This window comes from Kitasatospora sp. NPDC058032 (genome assembly GCF_042885845.1).
GTDB lineage: Bacteria > Actinomycetota > Actinomycetes > Streptomycetales > Streptomycetaceae > Kitasatospora.
On record NZ_JBHVRK010000025.1, the window covers coordinates 63,779 to 82,639 of the forward strand.

The following is an 18,861-nucleotide window of genomic DNA, read 5'->3' on the forward strand; positions in this document are numbered from 1 at the left end:
GTGTCACGCGTACCAGGTGGGGCGGGGGACTTCGCCGTGCAGGAGGTGGCGCCCCACCACCCGGGCGCGACCGGGGTCGTCCTCGTGCACCCGCCGCGCCCTGGTGTCCCGCCAGTAGTGGTCCAGCCCGGCCGCGGCCCCGGCGCCGCCGGGGCCGGCCGCCCCGAGCGCGCCGGCGGTGACCGCGTCGGCGGCCGAGCCGGCCTGCGCGGCCAGCGCCGCGACCCGGACGGCGTGCCGGCCGCGCTCCTCCTCGGTCACCGTGCGGCGCCGGGCGTGCAGGGCGTCCGCCTCGGCGCCGACGGCGTCGGCGAACGCCTCCACCGCCCACAGCGCGGAGGCCAGGGCGCCGAAGTGCCGGGCCGCGTCCGCGGCGGCTGCCTCGGTCAGCGGCGCCTGCGACCACTGCTCGCGGGCGTGCCGGGCGGCGGCGTCCAGCGAGCCCCGGGCCGCGCCGATCAGCGCGTTGGCCCGGGCGAGCTGGAAGGCCGGGGTGAGGAAGGTGTTGTAGACCCGGGGCACGAAGGTCTTGTCGACGTGGCCGAGCGCCCCGGTCCACGGGATGTTCGCGCCGTCGGCGAGCACGGTCCCGGCAGCCAGCGACCGCAGCCCGAACTCCTCGGTGCCGGGTTCGAAGGACAGCCCCACGTGGTCGCTCATCGCGAGCGCGCTGATCGGGGTGTCGCCGTCCTCCAGGAAGCCCTCCAGGATGGTGATGTCCGACACCGGGTGGCCCAGGGCACGCTCCAGCCGCCCGTGGAACAGCATCTCGTCGCCCGTGTCCCGGATCACCAGGGGCGCCGACCGGGGCTTCGAGGATCCGCTGAAGAACCACCGGGCCCGGGCCGACACCTCGCCGATGTGCTGGATCTTCTCGTCGGTGCCGATGAACTCGGCGATCGACACCCACACGTAGTGGTGGGCCAGCAGTTCGCCGACCGAGGCGTCGGCCGCCGCGACGGTGCGCACCACCCGGAACGCGGTGGACCAGTTCTGGCCGGCCCCGCCGTACTCGACCGGCCCCAGCAGGGTCACCAGGCCGGTCTCCTTCAGCAGCCGGATCTCCCGCACCGGCGGGGTGCCCTCGCGGTCGCGCCGGGCGGCGCCGGGTGCCAGCCGCGCCGCGACCTCCTCGGCCCGCCGCAGCCACACCTCGGCGGCCTCGGGGACGGCGTCCGTCGTCGTGTCAGTCATGTCTCCCACTTCGTGACGTGCTCGCCGTCCTGTCCGGCGACGTGTTCGGTGTCCTGCTCGGGGTCGTCGCGGCCGGTGACGTCCGCGCCGCGCGCCCCGCCCGCGCCGGGCAGCCGCAGGACGGCGTCCAGCAGGGCCCGGGTGTACGGGTGGGCGGGGGCCTCGAAGATCCGCTCGGTTTCGCCCTCCTCGACGACCGACCCGCCGCGCATGATCAGCACCCGGTCGGCGACCTGCCGCACCACGGCCAGGTCGTGGGTGATGAACAGCAGGGCGATGCCCCGTTCGCGCCGCAGCCGGTCCAGCAGCTCCAGCACCTGCGCCTGCACCGAGACGTCCAGCGCCGAAACCGGCTCGTCGCAGACCAGCACCTGCGGACGGCCCGCCAACGCCCGGGCGATGGCCACCCGTTGGCGCTGGCCGCCGGACAGCTGGTGCGGCCGGCGGGAGAGCAGTTCGGCCGGCAGGCCGACCTGGTCGAGGAGTTCCGCGCACCGCCGGGCCCGCTCGGCGCGCCGCAGTCCCGGCAGCGCCTCGCCGATGATCCGCGCCACGGTGAACCGGGGGTCCGCCGAGGCGTACGGGTCCTGCTGGACGAACTGGATCGCCGGGCGCTCGGCCCGGCGCCGCCGTTCCGGCAGCGCCGACCAGGGCCGCCCGTGCAGCAGCACCTCCCCGGCATCGGGACGGGACAGGCCCATCGCGACCCGCGCCAGCGTGCTCTTGCCCGAGCCGGACTCGCCGACCACGCCCAGGGCCTCGCCCGCCCGCAGGGTGAACCCGACCCCGTCGAGGGCTCTCGGCCCGTCCGGGGCGAAGGACTTGACCAGCCCGCGCCCGGTCAGCACCGGGGCCACATCCTCGGTGCCCGGTGCCTCGGTGCCCGGTGCCTCGGTGCCCGGTGCCTCGGGCGGGGCCTGGGCGGGACGGGCCGGCGGGCGGCCCGAGGGCACCGCGTCCAGCAGCATCCGGGTGTACGGGTGCTCCGGGGCGGACAGCACCCGGCCGACCGGCCCGCTCTCCACCACCTCGCCCCGCCGCAGCACCAGCACCCGGTCAGCCAACTGCGCCACCACCGCCAGGTCGTGACTGACCAGCAGCAGTCCCCGGCCCTCGGCCTTGAGCCGGCCGAGCAGCGCCAGGATCTGCGCCTGGACGATCGCGTCCAGCGCCGTGGTCGGCTCGTCGGCGATCAGCAGCGGGGCGTCGGCGGCCAGCGCCGAGGCGATCAGCGCGCGCTGGCGCAGCCCACCGGAGAGCTGGTGCGGGTGCTGGGCGCGCCGGGCCTCCGGCTCCGGCACGCCCACCGCCGTGAGCAGTTCCACCACCCGGGCGTCGACGTCCGGGCCGGCGGTGCCGCCGAGGCGGGCCGCCTCGGCGATCTCGGCGCCGACGGTGCGCAGCGGGTCCAGCGCGGTCAGCGCGTCCTGGAAGACCACGGCGATCCGCCGGCCGCGCACCGCGCGCCACTGCCGTTCGCCGAAGCCGGCGGCGTCCGCCCCGGCCACCTCCAGGGTCCGGGCGGAGACCCGGGCCCTGGTGCCCGCCAGCCCGATGAGGGAGCGCGAGGTGACCGACTTGCCCGAGCCGGACTCGCCGACCAGCGCCACGCACTCCCCGGGGCCGACGGCCAGCGACACCCCGTCCACGGCGGGCCGCGGCGAGCCGGGGAACGACACCCGCAGCCCCTCCACCCGCACGAGCGGGCCCGGCACCGTCGCACCGGCGTCCCCGGCCGTCGCCTTCGCCGCGGTCGCTTCCGTTGTCGTCGTCATCGCACCGCCCTCAGCTGCATCGAACGGCCGATCAGCGTGGTGCAGACCACCACGACCGAGACGGCCAGGCCGGGCGCGATCGAGATCCACCAGGCCGTCTGGAGGAAGTCCTTGCCGTCGGCGACCATCGAGCCCCAGTCCGCCTCCGGCGGGACCGGGCCCAGGCCGAGCACGCTGAGCCCGGAGCCCGAGATGATGGCCGAGCCCAGCCCGATGGAGGCCAGCACCACCAGCGGGCCGCCGACGTTCGGCAGCACGTGCCGCAGGACCGACCGCCAGACCGGCACCCCCAGCACCCGCGCCGCTTCCACGTACTCCGAGCGCAGCACCAGCCGTGCCTGGCCGCGCACCAGTCGGGCGTAGTTGGGCACCCCGGCGATGCCGATGGCGATCGCCACGTTGACCGTGCCGCCGCCGAGCAGCGCCACCACCAGCAGCGCGAGCAGCAGTTCGGGGAAGCCCAGCAGCACGTCCACCACCCGCATCAGGGCGAAGTCGACGTGCCGTCCGCCGCAGCCGGCGACCAGGCCGAGCAGCGCGCCGCCGCCCACCCCGATCAGCGTCGCGCCGACCGCGATCAGCAGCGACAGCCGGGTGCCGTGCACCAGCCGCGACCAGACGTCCCGGCCGAGCTGGTCGGTGCCCAGCCAGTGCTCGGCACCGGGCGGGCGCAGCGCCGCCGCGACGTCCGTCGCCTCGGGGGCGTGGGTGGCGAACACCCCGGGGAAGACCAGGACGAGCGCCATCGCGGCCAGCAGGACCAGCGGTGCCAGGCGGGCCGGCGAGCGCAACAGGGTGCCCCGGCGGGCGGCCGCGGCCGGCCGGTCGAGGAGGGCGGTCACGGTGCTCATGCCGTGCCTCCCTCGCGCAGCCGGGGGTCGATCAGCGGGTGGAGCACGTCCACCAGGGTGTTGATGACCACGAACGCCGCGCTGGAGATGACCACCAGGGCGCTGACCACCGGCAGGTCGCGCGAGCCGACCGCGTTGGCCAGCACCCGGCCCAGGCCCGGCCGGGTGAAGATGTTCTCCACCAGCACCGCGCCGCCGAACAGGCTGCCCAGCACGAAGCCGGCCAGCGTGGTCAGCGGCAGCAGCGCGTGCCGCAGGGTGTGCCGCAGCAGTACCGCCGTCGCGCCCAGGCCGCGCGAGCGCGCGGTCAGTACGAACGGGCGGCCGTCGGCGCTCTCCAGCTCCTGGCGGATCACCTGGGCGAGCACTCCGGCCAGCGGCAGCGCCAGCGCCAGCGTCGGCAGCACCAGCGCCGACGGCCCGTCCGCCCCGATCGAGGGCAGCGCGTGCAGCCGGTAGGAGAACACCGTCAGCAGGATGATGCCCAGCCAGAACGACGGCATCGACACCATCAGCAGCTCGGCCAGACCGGCGGCACCGCGCACCGCCCGGCCCCGGCCGGCCGTCAGGATGGCCGCCAGCACCGCCAGCACCAGCGCGGTGACCAGCGCGGACACCGCCAGCTCGACGGTCGGACCGAGCTGGCTGCCGAGCAGCCGCTCGATCGGCTCGTTGAGCTGGTACGACCAGCCGAGGCCGCCGCTCGCCAACTGGGCGAGCTCACGGCCGTACTGGACGAGCAGCGGGTCGTCCAGGCCGTTCTCGGCGATCACCTGGTCACGCAGGGCCGGGGTGGCGGCGGCGCCCGGCCCGATCAGTCCGTCCACGATGTCGCCGGGGGCGAGGTGGAGGGCGAAGAACGTCACCGTGAGCGTCCCCCACACCACCACCAGCCCCGCCGCGAGCCGCCGGGCGACGAACCTGGCCCAGGGCGGCACGTGCCGTCGCGGCACGAGCGGGGCGCGGTCGGACACCTCAGGCCACCCCGATGCCGTAGAAGTCGGTGTTGGCGTCGACGTCCAGGACCAGCCCGTCCACCTTGCCGTGCCGGGCGACGTCCATGGTGGCGATGTAGGCCGGGAAGGAGTACGCCTGCTCGACGATCCTCCGCTGGACCTTGCGGTACAGCTCGGCGCGCTGCGCGGCGTCCACGGTCGCGTCGGCCTGGTCCAGCCAGCCGTCGATCTCGGCGTCCTTGACCCGGCTGCCGTTCGCTCCGCCGCCTCCGAACTGGGACCTGGAGTGGTAGAGGCTGCCCAGCAGGCTCGGGTCGGAGCCCTGCCAGGCGAAGGCGAACACGTCGTAGTCGCCCTTGCCGGTGCGCCCGATGGAGCCCGCGGAGTCCAGCGGCACCAGCTTCAGTTCGATGCCGACCTGCTTCAGCGCGTCCTGCACGCCCACGTCGAAGGTGTGGTTCTGGGCCGAGACGAAGGTCTGCACGTACGGCTGCTCGGCGGTGAGGCGCTTGCCGTCCTTGGTGCGGTAGCCCTCGGCGTCCCGCCCGGTCCAGCCGGCCTCGTCCAGCAGCTTCTCCGCCTTCTCCTTGCTGTACTCCCAGGCCGGCTTGGCGAACGACGGCTCGGCGCCGGGGGTGGAGGGCGCCAGCGGCCCCCAGGCCTGCTCGTACTCGCCCTGGAAGATGCCCTTGACGATCCCGGCGAAGTCGATCGCGTGCCGGACGGCCTGCCGGGCGCGCTGGTCGTCGAACGGCGCGCGGGCGGTGTTGAGGTAGTAGGTGTAGGGGACGCCGGGGATCGCCTTGCGGACCACCTGAACGCCGTTCTGGCCGCGCAGGCCGGCCAGCCGGTTGGCGGGGATCAGCTCGGCGGCGTCCACTTGGCCGGACGTCAGGGCGCCGACCCGGGAGGCGTCCTCCTTCAGGAGCAGCACGACGATGCTCTCCAGCTTCGCCCGCCCCTGGTGGGCGGCGGTCGGCGGGGCCCAGTCGTAGTCGGTCCGGCGCTTGAACACCGCCTGCTGGCCCGGCGTCACCGACTCGAAGGTGAACGGGCCGGTGCCGACGACGAACGCGCCGCCGGAGGAGAGGTCGCCCGCGTGGTCGCGCAGTGCGACGGGGGAGTGGAGGCCGAGGAAGGTGCTCCCCACCGAGCCTAGGAAGGAGGAGTGAGGGGCCGTCAGGTGCACGGCCACCGTGCGCGGGTCGACCACCTCGGTCTCCTTGTAGGGGCCGAGCAGGCCGGCCGCCCGCTTGGACGCCGTCTTCGCCGCCGTGACGTGGTCGAAGTTCGCCTTCACGGCCGCCGCGTCGAACGGGGTGCCGTCGCTGAAGGTCACGCCGGTGCGCAGGGTGAAGGTGTAGGTGAGGCCGTCGGGCGAGACCGTCCACGAATCGGCCAGCCACGGCTTGACGGTCCCGTCGGGAGCGATCGCGACCAGCGACTCCAGCACCGGGCGCAGCAGCCGCCCGGTGACGGCGGTGGACGCGGCGTGCGGGTCCCAGCTGTCGGGTTCGACGGCGGCGCCGTAGCGCAGGGTGCCGCCGCCGTTCTTCGCGGAGGGCGGGGCGGAGGAGTCGGAGCAGGCCGTGAGGACGGCGGGGCCGATGACGGCGGCGGCGGTCAGGGTGACCGGGAGACGGAGGAAACGGCGTCTGGTGTACATGGGTTCTTTCTCGATCCTGCGCGAGGCGGGGGAACGGTGGGCGGCGCAAGGCCCGCCCACCCCCGAGGGGGAGGCGCTGATGGCCCCGGCCACGGACGATGCGACGAGTCTGCTGGCTCCGTCCGGATCCGACCCCCCTGACCGTCCCCCTATGCGGGCCCTTTCCGGGGCCCGTGGGTTTGGCGGCGGGACGCTCGCGGGTGTGCTCGGCGGGCGGGCTCGGCGGGCGGGCTCTGACGTGGCGCGGGGTGCGGTGCGGCCCCTGCGGCGGTGCGCGCCGTCAGGGTGGTGCGGCCGTTCCGGGGAGCCGTCCGGAACGGCCGCACGGGGACCGTCACAGGTGCGGCACGGGGGAATCCGCAGACTTGAGGTCCGGTCCGGGGGTGCTCCCGGCGGCGGCCGCGGGGCTGCGCAGGACGAAGGCGGCCACCAGGACGCCGACCGCGACGAAGACGGCGCTGAGCCCGTAGGAGAGGTGGAAGCCGCCGGTGAGCGCGACCACCTTGCTGTCGCCCTCGCCGAGCAGCGTCGCGGTGCGGGAGGCGGCCACCGTGGCGAGTACGGCGGTGCCGATCGAGGCGCCGACCTGCTGGGTGGTGTTCACCAGGCCGGAGGCGATGCCGGCGTCGTTGGGCGAGGTGACCGACATGGCCTGGCCGATCAGCGCCGGCATGGCCGCGCCGAAGCCGAGGCCGAGCAGCACGAACGGCGGCACGACGTCGGCGAGGAAGCTTCCGTCGCTCGGCACCCGGGCCAGCAGCGCGAGCGCCGCGGCCACCAGCAGCAGACCGACGACCAGCACCCGGCGGGGCCCGAACTTCTGGTTCAGCTTGACCGCGAAGCCCAGCGAGACGATCGCGATGGTGACCGGCGCGGGCAGGAAGGCGAGCCCGGTCTTCAGCGCGTCGTAGCCCAGGACGTTCTGGAAGTACAGCGCGGTGCAGAACTGGTAGCCGAACAGGCCGGCGACCATCAGGACCATGATGCCGTTGGCGGCGGAGACCGCCCGGGAGCGGAAGATGCGCAGCGGCAGCAGAGGCTTGGCCGCGTAGGCCTGGCGGACCACGAAACCGGCCAGCAGCACCAGCGAGCCGGCCAGCAGGCCCAGCGTGCGGCCGTCGCCCCAGGTGTACTCCTCGGCCTTGATGATCGTGTAGACCAGCAGCATCAGACCGCCGGTGGCGAGTACCGAACCGACCAGGTCGGCGCCCTCGCGCAGCCCCGGTCCCTTCTCGCCGGGCACCACGCTCCGCGTCAGCACGAGCGCCACCAGGCCGATCGGCACGTTGACGTAGAACACCCACGGCCAGCTGAAGCTCTGCGTCAGCACGCCGCCCAGGATCAGGCCCAGCGAGGCGCCGGCCGCGGAGACGAACGCGTACGCCGCCAGTGCCTTGGCGCGCTCGCCGGCGTCGGGGAACAGGGTGATGATCATGCCCAGGACGACGGCCGAGGCGAGCGCCCCGCCGACCCCCTGGACGAACCGGAACACCACCAGCGCCGTCGAGGAGGAGGACAGGCCGCAGACCAGCGAGGCCACCGTGAACAGGCCCAGGCCCGCACTGAAGACGCGCCGGCCGCCCAGCAGGTCGCCCAGCCGGCCGGAGAGCAGCAGCAGCCCGGCGAACGCGATGAGGTAGGCGTTGACCACCCAGGCCAGGCCGGACTGGGTGAAGCCGAGGTCGGTCTGGATGGTCGGGAGGGCGACGGTCACGATCGAACCGTCGAGGATGATCATCAGGTTGCCGGTGCAGAGGACCCCCAGCGCCAACCAGCGTGACCTGGAAGGCTGGAGGGACGGCGGGGCTTGCGTGGTCATCGGAGGAGTCCTTCGGGGAATGGCCGGGGAGGGGCGCCCGGTGGCGCCCGCGCTCCCTGAGGGCACTTCTTGTTACAGCGACCATCCTGTGTGACCATCAAGTCCACCGTAAGGAGGCACTTTCATGTTCCTGGGGAACAACGATGTGATCGAGGACATCGGCGAGGCCGACGGCGGCGTCGACGACCCGGCCCCCGTCCGCGAGGCGTGCACCGTCCTGGAGGCGCTCAACCGGATCAGCGGCAAGTGGGCGATCGGGATCCTGCTCAACCTCAGCCACGGTCCGGTCCGCTTCACCGAACTCGAACGGTCCGTACCCGGGATCAGCCGCCGCATGCTCACCCTGACGCTGCGGAACCTCGAACGCGACGGACTGATCGAGCGCACCGTCTACGCGACCGTGCCGCCCAAGGTGGAGTACCGCGGCACCGAGATGGCCGACGAGCTCTACAGCTCCCTCAAGGGCCTCACCGCCTGGGCGGAGCGCCACCGCGACGCCATCGCCCGCTCGCGCGACTCCTACGACCGGAAGCAGCAAGCGGCGGGCGCCGGGGACCTCTGAGGCCCGGCCCTCCACCAGTCCGCTCGCGAACGCCGCGAGGCCGTCTCCGTTCCGGCGTCCCGTCCCGCCGGGACAAGGGCGGTGTTCGGCTGCGAGAACCTGGCTCTGTTTGCGGGATTCGGCAGCGTCTGTTCACGGCTTTCGACCGCAGGGCGTGCTCAGGTGGTTCGAACAGGGCGGCCCCGTGCGGCGGTTGGCGATGCGACCGCATGAGGCCGGTCAGGGCTGACCGGCCTCATCGCCCTGTCAGGTGCCCGTCCCGGCCAGTCGCGACTCGGCGACTGCGAGGCCCGCGATGGCCGCGATGGCCGCGAGCATCCCCACCGGCGGCGGTGAACACCGGGGCGGCCCCCAGCGTGACGATGGTGCCCACCGCCAGGCCCGTGTCCTTCACGGCGGCGAAGTAGGCGGTCTGGAAGACCGCCAGGCCGACACCGGTGCCCGCGAACAGCAGGGCGCGGCGGCCCGGCGGCTGCGGGGTCCGCGACGTCTTGAACGCAGGACGGAAGGCACGGGCCGCGAGCAGCAGCACGACGCCGGTCAGGAAGCGCCAGAACGAGACGGCCATGGGCCCGAAGTCGCTTGACCGGTAGACGATGTCCACGGCGGCCCCGGTAGTACCCCAGGTGATGCCGGCGAATGCCAGGTAGGAAAGGCCGCGGCGCACGGATCGGGGCGCCATCACGGGGACAGAGGTCACCGCAGCAGCAGTTTTCGACACGAAGGAATCTCCAGACGGAGCGGATGGTCGTGGTCTCGCGTCTGCGGGCACAACCAATCAGCGCGTCGCGGCCGTTGGCCCACCTACGCGCCAGTGTCGACCCGCCTCAGAGGACGGGCGGCGAGAGAACTGCTGCGAAGGACACGCCCTCCACGCTACGGCATCGCAGGGACAGGGCCCCTTCCCCAAGGACGGCCACTCCGGCGCAGCACCGGGGCCGGAATCGAACACGGCGTGGCCGGCGTGCTGACCGAAGTCGTGAACACCTGGCCGGGTGCATCCCGCCCGGCTGCTCCGGGGGCGTCGGGCCGGTCCGCCGCAGAGCCTTCTGCGAGTTCCGGTCCGCGACGGGTGGCCGTACCCAGGTGCGGGCGGTTCCGGGCTTCCGATTCCCGGGCGGCATTCTCAGAGGACTCACAGGGTCTCTGCGGAAACGGACAGAGAGGGCTGACAGCGTCGGTGCGGTCCCGCGAGGGCCGTCGAGTCGATTCGCGCCGGCGGTCGGGCGCCGGTGCCCCCGCCGGGCCGGTCCTTCGCCCCGCACACGCCCTTCCCACGAGGAGGCTGATCATGTCCGCTGCCCCGTCGCGCCGCCTCACCGTGCCGCGCCCCGCTGCGGCCCGCACGCTCTGGCGCCACGCCTTCGAAGGCGCGCTGTCCACCGTGGCCGCCACGGTGGCGATGGCCGCCGTCGTCCGGGCCGCGCTGGCCTTCCTCGGCGCCGATGCGATCGCGCCCGCCTCCCGGCTGGTACCGGCGGTGGTGAGTACGGCCTTCGGCGGCGGCATCACCCTGACGTCGGTGGCCTCCGGCGGGGGCGGCGACGGGAACCTCGGCGCGGACGGGTCCGGCGGGCTTCTCGGCGGCAGCCTGGAGCTGGGTCTGACCGGCGTGGTCTCGACGATTCCCCTGACCGTCACCTTCGTGGGCACGGCCGTCCTGGCGCTGGGCTTCTTCCGGCCCCTGCATCGGAGGCCGCAGCCCGCCTCGGAGCTGCTGTGGGCCCGCTTCGGCGGCGCGTTGGCGGCCGCGGCGGTGGTCTTCCCGTTCCTGGCCGGCACGGCGCACGGAACGGCCCGGCTGCCCGCGGGCGTGACGGAGCGGTTCGGCCGACGCGACACCTCCCCAGGGCCGGGCCCGTTCGGCGGCGGCCTCGGTGACGGGCTGTCCTCGGCGGCTTTCGAGACCGATGTCGCGGTGACCGTCTTCTTCGGCCTGCTGTGGGTCTGCGTCGTCCTCGGCATCGGCTGCGTGGCGGCCCGGCGCACCACGCCCTCGCGCCACCTCGCGCTGGGGCAGGCGCGCAGGTCGTGGCACGCCGTGACGTCGGCGCTGAGCGGGATCACCGCGGTGCTGTGCTGCTCGGTCCTGGCCCTCGCCCTGACGGTGGCCGGCCTCGCGGCCCTGACCGGCCACGAGCAGGCGGCCAGGGCCGCGGGGGCGCTGCTGCTGGTCGGCCCGAACCTGATCGCCGTGCTGCTCACCGCCGGGCTCGGAACCCCGTGGGGGGCGGGCGTCCAGCGCCTGACGCCGCAGGGCGGCGGGATGCTGGGCGGCCTCGGCGGAGCGGGTTCGGACCGGTCCGTCGACCTCGGCGGCTGGGCGGGCGCCGGCGTGCCGCTGTGGCTGCTCGGCCTGCTGCTCGTCGTGCTGCTGGCGGTGATCGCCGGATACCTCGCGGCGGCGCGCACCCCCGCGCGCACCCGGCAGGAGGAGGCGCGGGCCGTCTTCGGCCGCAACACCGAGATCGCCGTGCGGCTGGGAATCGCGGTCGGCGCGCCGTTCCTCCTGCTGCCCCTGGCGGCCCGGGGATCGCTGGGGATCGGGGTCAGCCTCATGGGCCAGGAGATGGGCGGCGTGGCCGCCGGGCTGGACGCGAGCCCGGGCCTGTCCGCGGTCGCCGCGGCCCTCCTCGCCACCACCGTCGGCTACGGCGGCATCCGTCTCCACGGACGGCGCGCCCGCCGCCGACAGGAATCCCCGCAGGCGCCCCACGAGGAGCCCGGGCGGGCCGGGCGCCCGGCACCGTCCCCCGCCCTGGCCCCAGCGGGCTCCTCCCGGAGCGCTTCCGGCCCCACCTGCTGAGCATGTGATCCTGGAAGGATCCCATCCGACCCCGTCCGAGAAGGCGGCATTCCACACCATGGCGGCACCGACACCCCCGGCCCGGCCCACGGGAGCGCGACCGGACCACCTGCTCGTCGTCGACGACGAGCCCACCGTCCGGGAACTGCTGCGCACCGCGCTGCGCTTCGCCGGCTTCGACGTCGACGCCGCCGGCACCGGGCGCGAGGCCCTCGAACTCGCCGCGCGGCGCACCCCCGACCTGGTCCTGCTCGACGTCATGCTCCCCGACATGAACGGCTTCGAGGTGATCGGCCGGCTGCGCTCCCGGCCCCGGTCCGACCACCCCGGCCGAGGCGGGGACGTTCCGGTCCTCTTTGTCACGGCACGCGAGGACCGCCAGGCGCTCCTGCACGGCCTGCGCATCGGCGGCGACGACTACCTCACCAAGCCCTTCGACCTGGAAGAGCTCATCGCCCGGATCCACGCCGTGCTGCGGCGCACCCGCGGCGACCGGGCGGCCCGGATCACCGTCGGCGACCTCGAACTCGACCCGGACGGCCACCGCGTCACCCGGGCGGGGCACGGCGTGCGGTTGTCGCCGACCGAGTTCCGACTGCTGCACTTCCTGATGACCAACGCCGGGCGGACCATGTCCAAGAACCAGATCCTGCAGAACGTGTGGGAGTACGACTTCGGCGGTGACGCCGGCATCGTCGACACCTACATCAGCTACCTGCGCCGCAAGGTCGACAACGCCGAACCCAAGCTGATCCACACCGTCCGCGGGGTCGGCTACGTGCTGCGCGCCCCCCGGCCGTGACCACCGCCGCACGAGCGCCCCGGCGCGGACTCAGCGGCCTGTCGCTGCGCACCCGTGTGCTGTGCCTGTCCGTCGCCCTGGTCGCCGTCGGCCTGCTCGGCACCGGCCTGCTGGTCACCGGCGCCCTGCACGGGTACCTCCAGGGCCGCGTCGACGAGCGCCTCGTCCTGACCGGGCAGATCGCCGCCCGCCTCTCGCCACCCGCCGGCACCGGCCCGGGAACCCCGACGGCCGTACCTGCCCTGGGCGTCCTCGGGGACACGACCGTGACCTACCTCGACGACGACGGCGCCACCCTGCGGGCGTTCGACGTGAGCCCCGCTCCGTCCGGCGGGCGCCCCGTTCTCCCGGCCCTCGACCAGGCGGCCGTGCTCGCCCACGAGGGACGCCCCTTCACCGTGCCCTCCTCCGACGGCGATCGCGCCTGGCGGGTCGTCGCCCTCGCGCAGCCCGCCCATACCGTCGCGCCGGACCCGCCCGGTGCCAGGGGCAGCGTCGTCGTGGCGACCACCCTCGACGAGGTCGACCGCACCGTCGCCAAGACCCGCAACCTCTCACTGACCATGGGGGCCGCGCTGCTGGCGGTGCTGGCCGGCGTCGGCTGGTTCGCCGTCCGCTCAGGCCTGCGCCCGCTGACCCGGATCGAGGAGACCGCGACGGCGATCGCGGGAGGCGACTACTCCCATCGGGTCCCCGAACTCGCCGCCCCGCACACCGAAGTGGGGCGTCTGACGGCCTGTCTCAACCAGATGATCGGCCAGATCGACACCGCGTTCCGGGCCCGCTCCCAGGCCGAGGCGAGAACCCGGCGCTTCTTCGCCGACGCCAGCCACGAACTGCGTACGCCGCTGGTCGGCATCAAGGGCTACGCCGACCTCTACCGCATGGGCGCACTGTCCACCCGCGAGGACCTCGACCGCACCATGACCAGGATCGCCGCCGAGTCCACCCGCCTCGCCCGGCTGGTCGAGGAGATGCTGCTGCTCGCCCGGCTCGACGAGGACGCCCACCACCCGGCCGCCGGCCCCGGCGCCGAGCCCGCCTTCGCCCTCGACCTCGCCCCCATGGATCTGCGCACCCTGGCCGCCGACGCCCTGCGCGACGTCCGCGCGCTGGACAAGACCCGCCCCGTCACCCTCACCGGCCCCGGCAGCGGGAGACCGGCCAACGCCCCTGCCGTCGCCGACGAGGCGCGCCTGCGCCAGGTCGTCACCAACCTGATCGGCAACGCCGTCACCCACACCCCGCCCGGCACCCCGATCCGCATCGGCGTCGGCACCACCGGCGACCAGGCCGTCCTCGAAGTCGCCGACCACGGCCCCGGCCTCACCCCCGCCGAACGCGACCGGGTCTTCGACCGCTTCTACCGCACCGACGGCTCCCGCGACCGCACCACCGGCGGTTCCGGCCTCGGCCTCGCCATCGCCCGGTCCCTGGTCGCCGCCCACGGCGGCCGCATCACCCTCGACACGACCCCCGGCCGCGGCTGCACCTTCCACATCCTGCTGCCCCTCCCCTCCGGCGAGCCGCCGAACACCGAGCGGTGATCCCGCCCGGCCCACCGCCACACCGACGCCCTCCCACCCCGGGCCCCGGAACCGCCCGGCCTGAGACCGCCCGGAGAACCGCGGAGCACCGACCGCCACCTCGCGCCCGAAGCGCTGCGCCCCTCCTCTGGGCACACATCGGGCGGGGTCAGGCGCGCGCCACCGTCCTGGGTGCGCAGCCGGCGCTGTCGCCCGTCGCCTGTCGGCCGGCGCCGCACCGGCGCCTTCCGGCCCAGCGCGATGGCCCGGCCGGCTCGAGCCCGGCTGAAGGCCCCGTCAGGTGGACGACCCGACCGCGATCGCCACGGCCCCAAGGTCCCGCCTCGCCGGTCGACCTGATGATCCGTCACCGCGAAAGCAGGGGTGGCGCCTCTCCGCGGGAAGACGGCGGTTCTGTCGCCCGGTCGAGGAGTTCCTTGACGGGATGGGTTCGACGCCCTGTTCCAGGAGGAGGGCCGTGGTCGAGGGCCCCGCGTCGTGGAGGCGGAGCTGTCGGAAGGGTGCGCGGCGGGGGAGTGCGGCGAACCGGCGGCCTCGGTGGCTCACAGGCGGTAGTCGGTGCATGGACCCAGGAGGGGTTGGCGGAGCCCGGGTGCCGCCCCGCCGGACAACGGATGAACGGGCGCTGGCCACCTCGGGAACGCGGGGGTGGTGCAAATCGATCGTTGTTCCGACATGTCGACCACCTGCCCCAAATTTTCAAGACCCCTGCAAAACCCCTCAGAACCGTTGACACCGCGTAACGGCCCGAGTAGCGTCACTGATCATCGCGCTGATAATACGTATTATCAGCGATGGCCTCGCAGCCTTCGGAGGAGTTCCCCCGTGCCAAGGATCACGCAGCGTGACATCGCTCGCCTCGCCGGCGTCAGCCAGGCGGTGGTCTCGCTCGTGCTGAACAACAGGACCGACGCGACGACCCGCATCGCTCCCGAGACCAGGCAGCGTGTCCTCGACGTGATCCGGGAGACCGGGTACGCGGCCGACCCCGTGGCCCGCCGCATGGTGCGTCAGCTCAACCAGATCGTCGGTGTGTTCACCTACGAATCGGTGTTCCCGAGCACCAGCGCCGACTTCTACTACCCGTTCCTGCGCGGCATCGAGGAGTGTGCCGAGCAGCTCAGGTGCGACCTGCTGCTGTTCACCAGCGCTCCGGTCGTCGACGGGCGGCGCAAGGTGTTCCACGAGAACAACCGGCTCCGGATCGCCGACGGCTGCATCCTGCTCGGCCGGGACATTCCGCACGACGAGCTGGCCCGGCTGAATCGCGAGAACTACCCGTTCGTGGCCGTCGGCCGACGCGACGACGCGGGTGGCCCGGTGCCCTGCGTGGGGGCGGACTACGCCGCCGCCACCCAGAATCTGGTCGAGCGGGCCCGGGAGCTCGGGCACCGGGAGTTCGCCTACGTCGGGGCGGGGGAGGGTGCGGAGTCCGCCGACGACCGGATGAACGGGTTCCGCGCCGGTACCCGAGGGAGCGGCCGGCACGAGCGGACGGCCGGCCGATCCGCGGGGGAGACCCTGGACGCGCTGCTCGCCGCCGGGGTGACCACCGCCGTGGTCGAGGGCTACGCCGACGGGGTCGCGCTGATCCGGGCGGCCCGCGAACGAGGCGTCGACGTGCCCGGCGACCTGTCGGTCGTGGTGACCGGCGTACCGGCCGAGTCGCCGGACGCCGACATCGCGGGCACCGGCTTCCGCATTCCGCGCCGGGAGATGGGCTGGCAGTCGGTGGAACTCCTCGCCGCCTTACTGGAAGACCGGTCGACCACCACGCTCCAGCGGCTTCTGCCGTGCCACTTCGTCGAGGGGCAGACCCTCGGCGAACCGAGAAAGGACCGTTTTGACCGAGATACGCAGTGACGTGCTGGTGGTCGGCGGAGGGCTGGGCGGCGTCGCCGCGGCGCTCGCCGCCGCCCGCGCCGGCCGGACCGTGGTGCTGACCGAGGAGTTCGACTGGATCGGCGGGCAGCTCACCAGCCAGGCGGTGCCGCCGGACGAGCACTCCTGGGTGGAGCAGTTCGGCGTCACGGCCGGCTACCGGGCCCTGCGCGACGGCATCCGTGACTACTACCGCCGGCACTACCCGCTCACCGAACGGGCCAGGGCCCGCCTCGAACTGAACCCCGGCGGGGGCTGGGTGAGCAAGCTCTGCCACGAGCCGCGGGTCGCGCTGGCGGTCATCGAGGCGATGCTCGCGCCCTACCGCGCCAGCGGGCGGCTCACCGTCCTCCAGCCGTACCGGCCGACCGCCGCCGACACCGACGGCGACCGGGTGACCGCGGTGACCCTGACCCACCGCGACACCGGCGAGAAGGTCCACGCCACCGCCACCTACGTGCTGGACGCCACCGAGACCGGCGAGCTGCTGCCGCTCACCGGCACCGAGTACGTCACCGGCTTCGAGTCCTCCGTGGACACCGGCGAGCCGAGCGCCCCGTCGGTCGCCCAGCCGCTGAACATGCAGGCCGTGTCGGTGTGCTTCGCCATGGACCACGTCGACGGCGACCACACCATCGACAAGCCCGCGGACTACGACTTCTGGCGGTCCTACCGGCCCGAGGTGTGGGGCGGACCGCTGCTGTCCTGGCAGTACCCGCACCCCCGGACGCTGGAGCGGGTCGGGCACGACTTCAGCCCCAACCCCGACGACGACCCGCTGTCGGTCATCGCCGACCAGCGCGTCAACCCCGGCAACGCCAACCTGTGGACGTTCCGCCGGATCGCCGCCCGAGGCACCTTCACCGACGGCGCGTACGCCAGCGACATCACCCTGGTCAACTGGCCGATGATCGACTACCTCGAAGGCCCGGTCCTCGACGTCCCCGACGCCGCCGACCACCTGCGCCGGGCCAGGGAGCTGAGCTTCGCCTTCCTGTACTGGATGCAGACCGAGGCGCCCCGCCCGGACGGCGGCACCGGATTCCCGGGGCTGCGGCTGCGCGGCGACATCACCGGCGGCACCGACGGCCTGGCCCAGGCCCCGTACATCCGCGAGGCGCGCCGGATCAAGGCCGACTACACCGTCGTCGAGCAGGACCTCTCGCTCGCCGTCCGCGGGGAGCGGGGCGCCGTGCGGTACCCGGACTCCGTCGGCCTGGGCATGTACCGGATCGACCTGCACCCCTCGACGGGCGGCGACAACTACATCGACGTCGGCTGCAGCCCGTTCGAGATTCCGCTGGGCGCGCTTCTTCCGCAGAGGGTCGAGAACCTCCTGCCCGCCGGCAAGAACATCGGCACCACCCACATCACCAACGGCGCCTACCGGGTCCACCCGGTCGAGTGGAACATCGGGGAGGCCGCCGGCGCGCTCGCCGCCTTCTGCCTCACTCACGGCACCCGCCCCCGTGCGGTCCGGGAGAACCCCGAACTGCTCTCGGCCTTCCAGGACCAGCTCACCGCGGCCGGCGTCGAACTGCGCTGGCCCGACATCACGGGCTACTAGGCCTCCACGCACCACTGAGGGAGAACACCATGATGATACGAAGAGGGCTGGCCACGGTCGCCGCCGCGATGTCCGCCACGCTCGTCCTGGCCGCGTGCGGTGGAGAGGACTCGAAGGACGACAAGAGTCCGGTGAGCCTGCGGATGACGGTCTGGACGGCCAACAAGCCGCACCTGCAGCTGTTCAACGACATCGCCGCCGAGTACATGAAGACCCACCCCGAGGTCAAGGAGATCAAGTTCGACCCGCTGCCGTTCGAGAGCTACAGCACGGCGCTCACCACCCAGATGACCGGCGGCAACGCCCCCGACCTCGCGTGGGTCTTCGAGAAGGACGCGGCCGACTTCGTCAGCTCCGGGGCCCTGGTGCCGCTCGACGACACCCTGAAGCAGACCAGCGGCTACCAGTACGAGGACCTGATCCCGAGCACCACCAAGCTCTGGAAGAGCGACGACAAGCTGTACGCGTACCCGTTCTCCACCTCGCCGTTCGGTGTCTTCGTCAACCGCGACCTGCTGAAGCAGGCCGGCCAGCAAACCCCGGACGAGCTCGCCAAGGCGGGCAAGTGGGACTGGACGACCGTGCTCGCCGAGGGCGCCGAGGTGCACCGCTCCACCGGCAAGGCCGGCATCGTGATCCGTGACTTCGAGTACAAGGAGTGGAGCAACGCGGCCACCTTCTGGGGCGGCTGGAAGGCCGAGCCCTGGAGCGCCGACGGCAAGACCTGCACCTTCAACAGCACGCCGATGGTCGACGCGATGACCACCCTGCACAAGGGGATCTTCGAGGACAAGGCGATGCCGGGCCCCGGCGAGACCGCCGACTTCTTCACCGGCGACGCGGCGATGACCATCACCCAGATCAGCCGGGCGTCGCTGCTGGAGAACGCCAAGTTCGACTGGGACCTGGTGCCGCTGCCGGCCGGACCGGCCGGCGACTACTCGGTGATCGGCCAGGCCGGCGTCGGCGTGGTCAAGCGGGGCGGCCACACCAAGCAGGCCAAGGACTTCCTCGCCTACTTCACCAACCCGGAGAACTCCGCCAAGCTCGCCGCCTACTTCCCGCCGCCGCGGGAGTCCCAGCTCACCGCGGAGAACCTGGCCAAGACCAACCCGCTGCTGAAGAACGAGCAGCTCGAAAGCGTGGTCGTCAACGGCGTCAAGAAGGGTGTGGTCAAGCCCGGCCACGCCGGCCAGGCCGAACTCGCCCAGCGGGTCCGCGCCGGACTGGACCCGCTGTGGACGCCGAACGCCAACGTCAAGGGCGTTCTCGACGACCTGTGCAAGAACATCTCCCCGCTGCTGGAGAAGTGACCATGCCCGTCTCCCCGCCAACAGCGGTGGGGGGGCCCCGCCCCGACGGGGGGGCGCCCCCGCGGGCCCCCCCGCGCCCGACCGTGGGGGCCGCCGCCCCCCGGGTCCACCGCCGCCGGGTG

Annotated in this window: 14 protein-coding genes; 7 read left to right on the forward strand and 7 right to left on the reverse strand. The window is 73.5% G+C overall.

Annotated elements, in window-relative coordinates:
- Positions 1 to 3: 3 nt before the first annotated feature.
- From ACFVUH_RS30320 to ACFVUH_RS30345, 6 genes are all read right to left on the reverse strand, one after another.
- Positions 4 to 1,194, reverse strand: a complete 1,191-nt coding sequence (locus tag ACFVUH_RS30320; protein WP_387916541.1) for an acyl-CoA dehydrogenase family protein — start codon at positions 1,192 to 1,194, stop codon at positions 4 to 6.
- Positions 1,191 to 2,969: a dipeptide ABC transporter ATP-binding protein gene (locus ACFVUH_RS30325; RefSeq protein WP_387916543.1), complete on the reverse strand. Its 1,779-nt coding sequence runs from the start codon at positions 2,967 to 2,969 to the stop codon at positions 1,191 to 1,193. Before ACFVUH_RS30325 ends, ACFVUH_RS30320 begins: the two co-directional genes overlap by 4 nt.
- Complete coding sequence (locus ACFVUH_RS30330; protein ID WP_387916544.1) at positions 2,966 to 3,820, reverse strand: ABC transporter permease; 855 nt, start codon at positions 3,818 to 3,820, stop codon at positions 2,966 to 2,968. The genes ACFVUH_RS30325 and ACFVUH_RS30330 overlap by 4 nt, the downstream gene beginning before the upstream one ends.
- The gene (locus tag ACFVUH_RS30335; RefSeq protein WP_387916545.1) at positions 3,817 to 4,794 is read right to left on the reverse strand and encodes an ABC transporter permease; all 978 of its coding nucleotides are present in this window, start codon (positions 4,792 to 4,794) and stop codon (positions 3,817 to 3,819) included. The genes ACFVUH_RS30330 and ACFVUH_RS30335 overlap by 4 nt, the downstream gene beginning before the upstream one ends.
- A 1-nt stretch (position 4,795) precedes the next feature.
- Positions 4,796 to 6,442, reverse strand: a complete 1,647-nt coding sequence (locus ACFVUH_RS30340; RefSeq protein ID WP_387916546.1) for an ABC transporter substrate-binding protein — start codon at positions 6,440 to 6,442, stop codon at positions 4,796 to 4,798.
- 334 nt (positions 6,443 to 6,776) lie between these two features.
- A complete protein-coding gene (locus tag ACFVUH_RS30345; protein WP_387916548.1) occupies positions 6,777 to 8,261 on the reverse strand; it encodes a DHA2 family efflux MFS transporter permease subunit in 1,485 nt (494 codons plus the stop codon).
- Positions 8,262 to 8,385: 124 nt separating this feature from the next.
- On the opposite strand from ACFVUH_RS30345, the gene ACFVUH_RS30350 reads away from it, so the two are divergent.
- A complete protein-coding gene (locus ACFVUH_RS30350; RefSeq protein WP_387916550.1) occupies positions 8,386 to 8,823 on the forward strand; it encodes a winged helix-turn-helix transcriptional regulator in 438 nt (145 codons plus the stop codon).
- A gap of 235 nt (positions 8,824 to 9,058) precedes the next feature.
- Here ACFVUH_RS30350 and ACFVUH_RS30355 read toward each other — a convergent pair whose 3' ends face one another.
- The gene (locus ACFVUH_RS30355; RefSeq protein WP_387916585.1) at positions 9,059 to 9,505 is read right to left on the reverse strand and encodes a DMT family transporter; all 447 of its coding nucleotides are present in this window, start codon (positions 9,503 to 9,505) and stop codon (positions 9,059 to 9,061) included.
- 609 nt (positions 9,506 to 10,114) lie between these two features.
- Here ACFVUH_RS30355 and ACFVUH_RS30360 point away from each other — a divergent pair.
- From ACFVUH_RS30360 to ACFVUH_RS30385, 6 genes are all read left to right on the forward strand, one after another.
- Complete coding sequence (locus tag ACFVUH_RS30360; protein WP_387916552.1) at positions 10,115 to 11,629, forward strand: streptophobe family protein; 1,515 nt, start codon at positions 10,115 to 10,117, stop codon at positions 11,627 to 11,629.
- A gap of 58 nt (positions 11,630 to 11,687) precedes the next feature.
- Positions 11,688 to 12,431 (forward strand): response regulator transcription factor, encoded by a 744-nt coding sequence (locus ACFVUH_RS30365; protein WP_387916554.1) that lies wholly within the window; start codon positions 11,688 to 11,690, stop codon positions 12,429 to 12,431.
- Positions 12,428 to 13,978: a sensor histidine kinase gene (locus ACFVUH_RS30370; protein ID WP_387916556.1), complete on the forward strand. Its 1,551-nt coding sequence runs from the start codon at positions 12,428 to 12,430 to the stop codon at positions 13,976 to 13,978. Before ACFVUH_RS30365 ends, ACFVUH_RS30370 begins: the two co-directional genes overlap by 4 nt.
- Positions 13,979 to 14,803: 825 nt before the next feature.
- Positions 14,804 to 15,841, forward strand: a complete 1,038-nt coding sequence (locus ACFVUH_RS30375; RefSeq protein ID WP_387916557.1) for a LacI family DNA-binding transcriptional regulator — start codon at positions 14,804 to 14,806, stop codon at positions 15,839 to 15,841.
- Positions 15,831 to 17,426, forward strand: coding sequence for an FAD-dependent oxidoreductase (locus ACFVUH_RS30380; RefSeq protein WP_387916587.1), 1,596 nt, complete (start codon positions 15,831 to 15,833; stop codon positions 17,424 to 17,426). Before ACFVUH_RS30375 ends, ACFVUH_RS30380 begins: the two co-directional genes overlap by 11 nt.
- Positions 17,427 to 17,455: 29 nt before the next feature.
- On the forward strand, positions 17,456 to 18,739 hold the full coding sequence (locus tag ACFVUH_RS30385; protein WP_387916559.1) for an ABC transporter substrate-binding protein: 1,284 nt from the start codon (positions 17,456 to 17,458) through the stop codon (positions 18,737 to 18,739).
- Positions 18,740 to 18,861 lie beyond the last annotated feature (122 nt).

Coding starts and splice junctions, on each gene's coding strand:
- ACFVUH_RS30320 (WP_387916541.1), bottom strand. CDS start 1,194: ATGACTGACACGACGACGGACGCCGTCCCCGAGGCCGCCGAGGTGTGG.
- ACFVUH_RS30325 (WP_387916543.1), bottom strand. CDS start 2,969: ATGACGACGACAACGGAAGCGACCGCGGCGAAGGCGACGGCCGGGGAC.
- ACFVUH_RS30330 (WP_387916544.1), bottom strand. CDS start 3,820: ATGAGCACCGTGACCGCCCTCCTCGACCGGCCGGCCGCGGCCGCCCGC.
- ACFVUH_RS30340 (WP_387916546.1), bottom strand. CDS start 6,442: ATGTACACCAGACGCCGTTTCCTCCGTCTCCCGGTCACCCTGACCGCC.
- ACFVUH_RS30345 (WP_387916548.1), bottom strand. CDS start 8,261: ATGACCACGCAAGCCCCGCCGTCCCTCCAGCCTTCCAGGTCACGCTGG.
- ACFVUH_RS30350 (WP_387916550.1), top strand. CDS start 8,386: ATGTTCCTGGGGAACAACGATGTGATCGAGGACATCGGCGAGGCCGAC.
- ACFVUH_RS30355 (WP_387916585.1), bottom strand. CDS start 9,505: ATGGCGCCCCGATCCGTGCGCCGCGGCCTTTCCTACCTGGCATTCGCC.
- ACFVUH_RS30360 (WP_387916552.1), top strand. CDS start 10,115: ATGTCCGCTGCCCCGTCGCGCCGCCTCACCGTGCCGCGCCCCGCTGCG.
- ACFVUH_RS30365 (WP_387916554.1), top strand. CDS start 11,688: ATGGCGGCACCGACACCCCCGGCCCGGCCCACGGGAGCGCGACCGGAC.
- ACFVUH_RS30385 (WP_387916559.1), top strand. CDS start 17,456: ATGATGATACGAAGAGGGCTGGCCACGGTCGCCGCCGCGATGTCCGCC.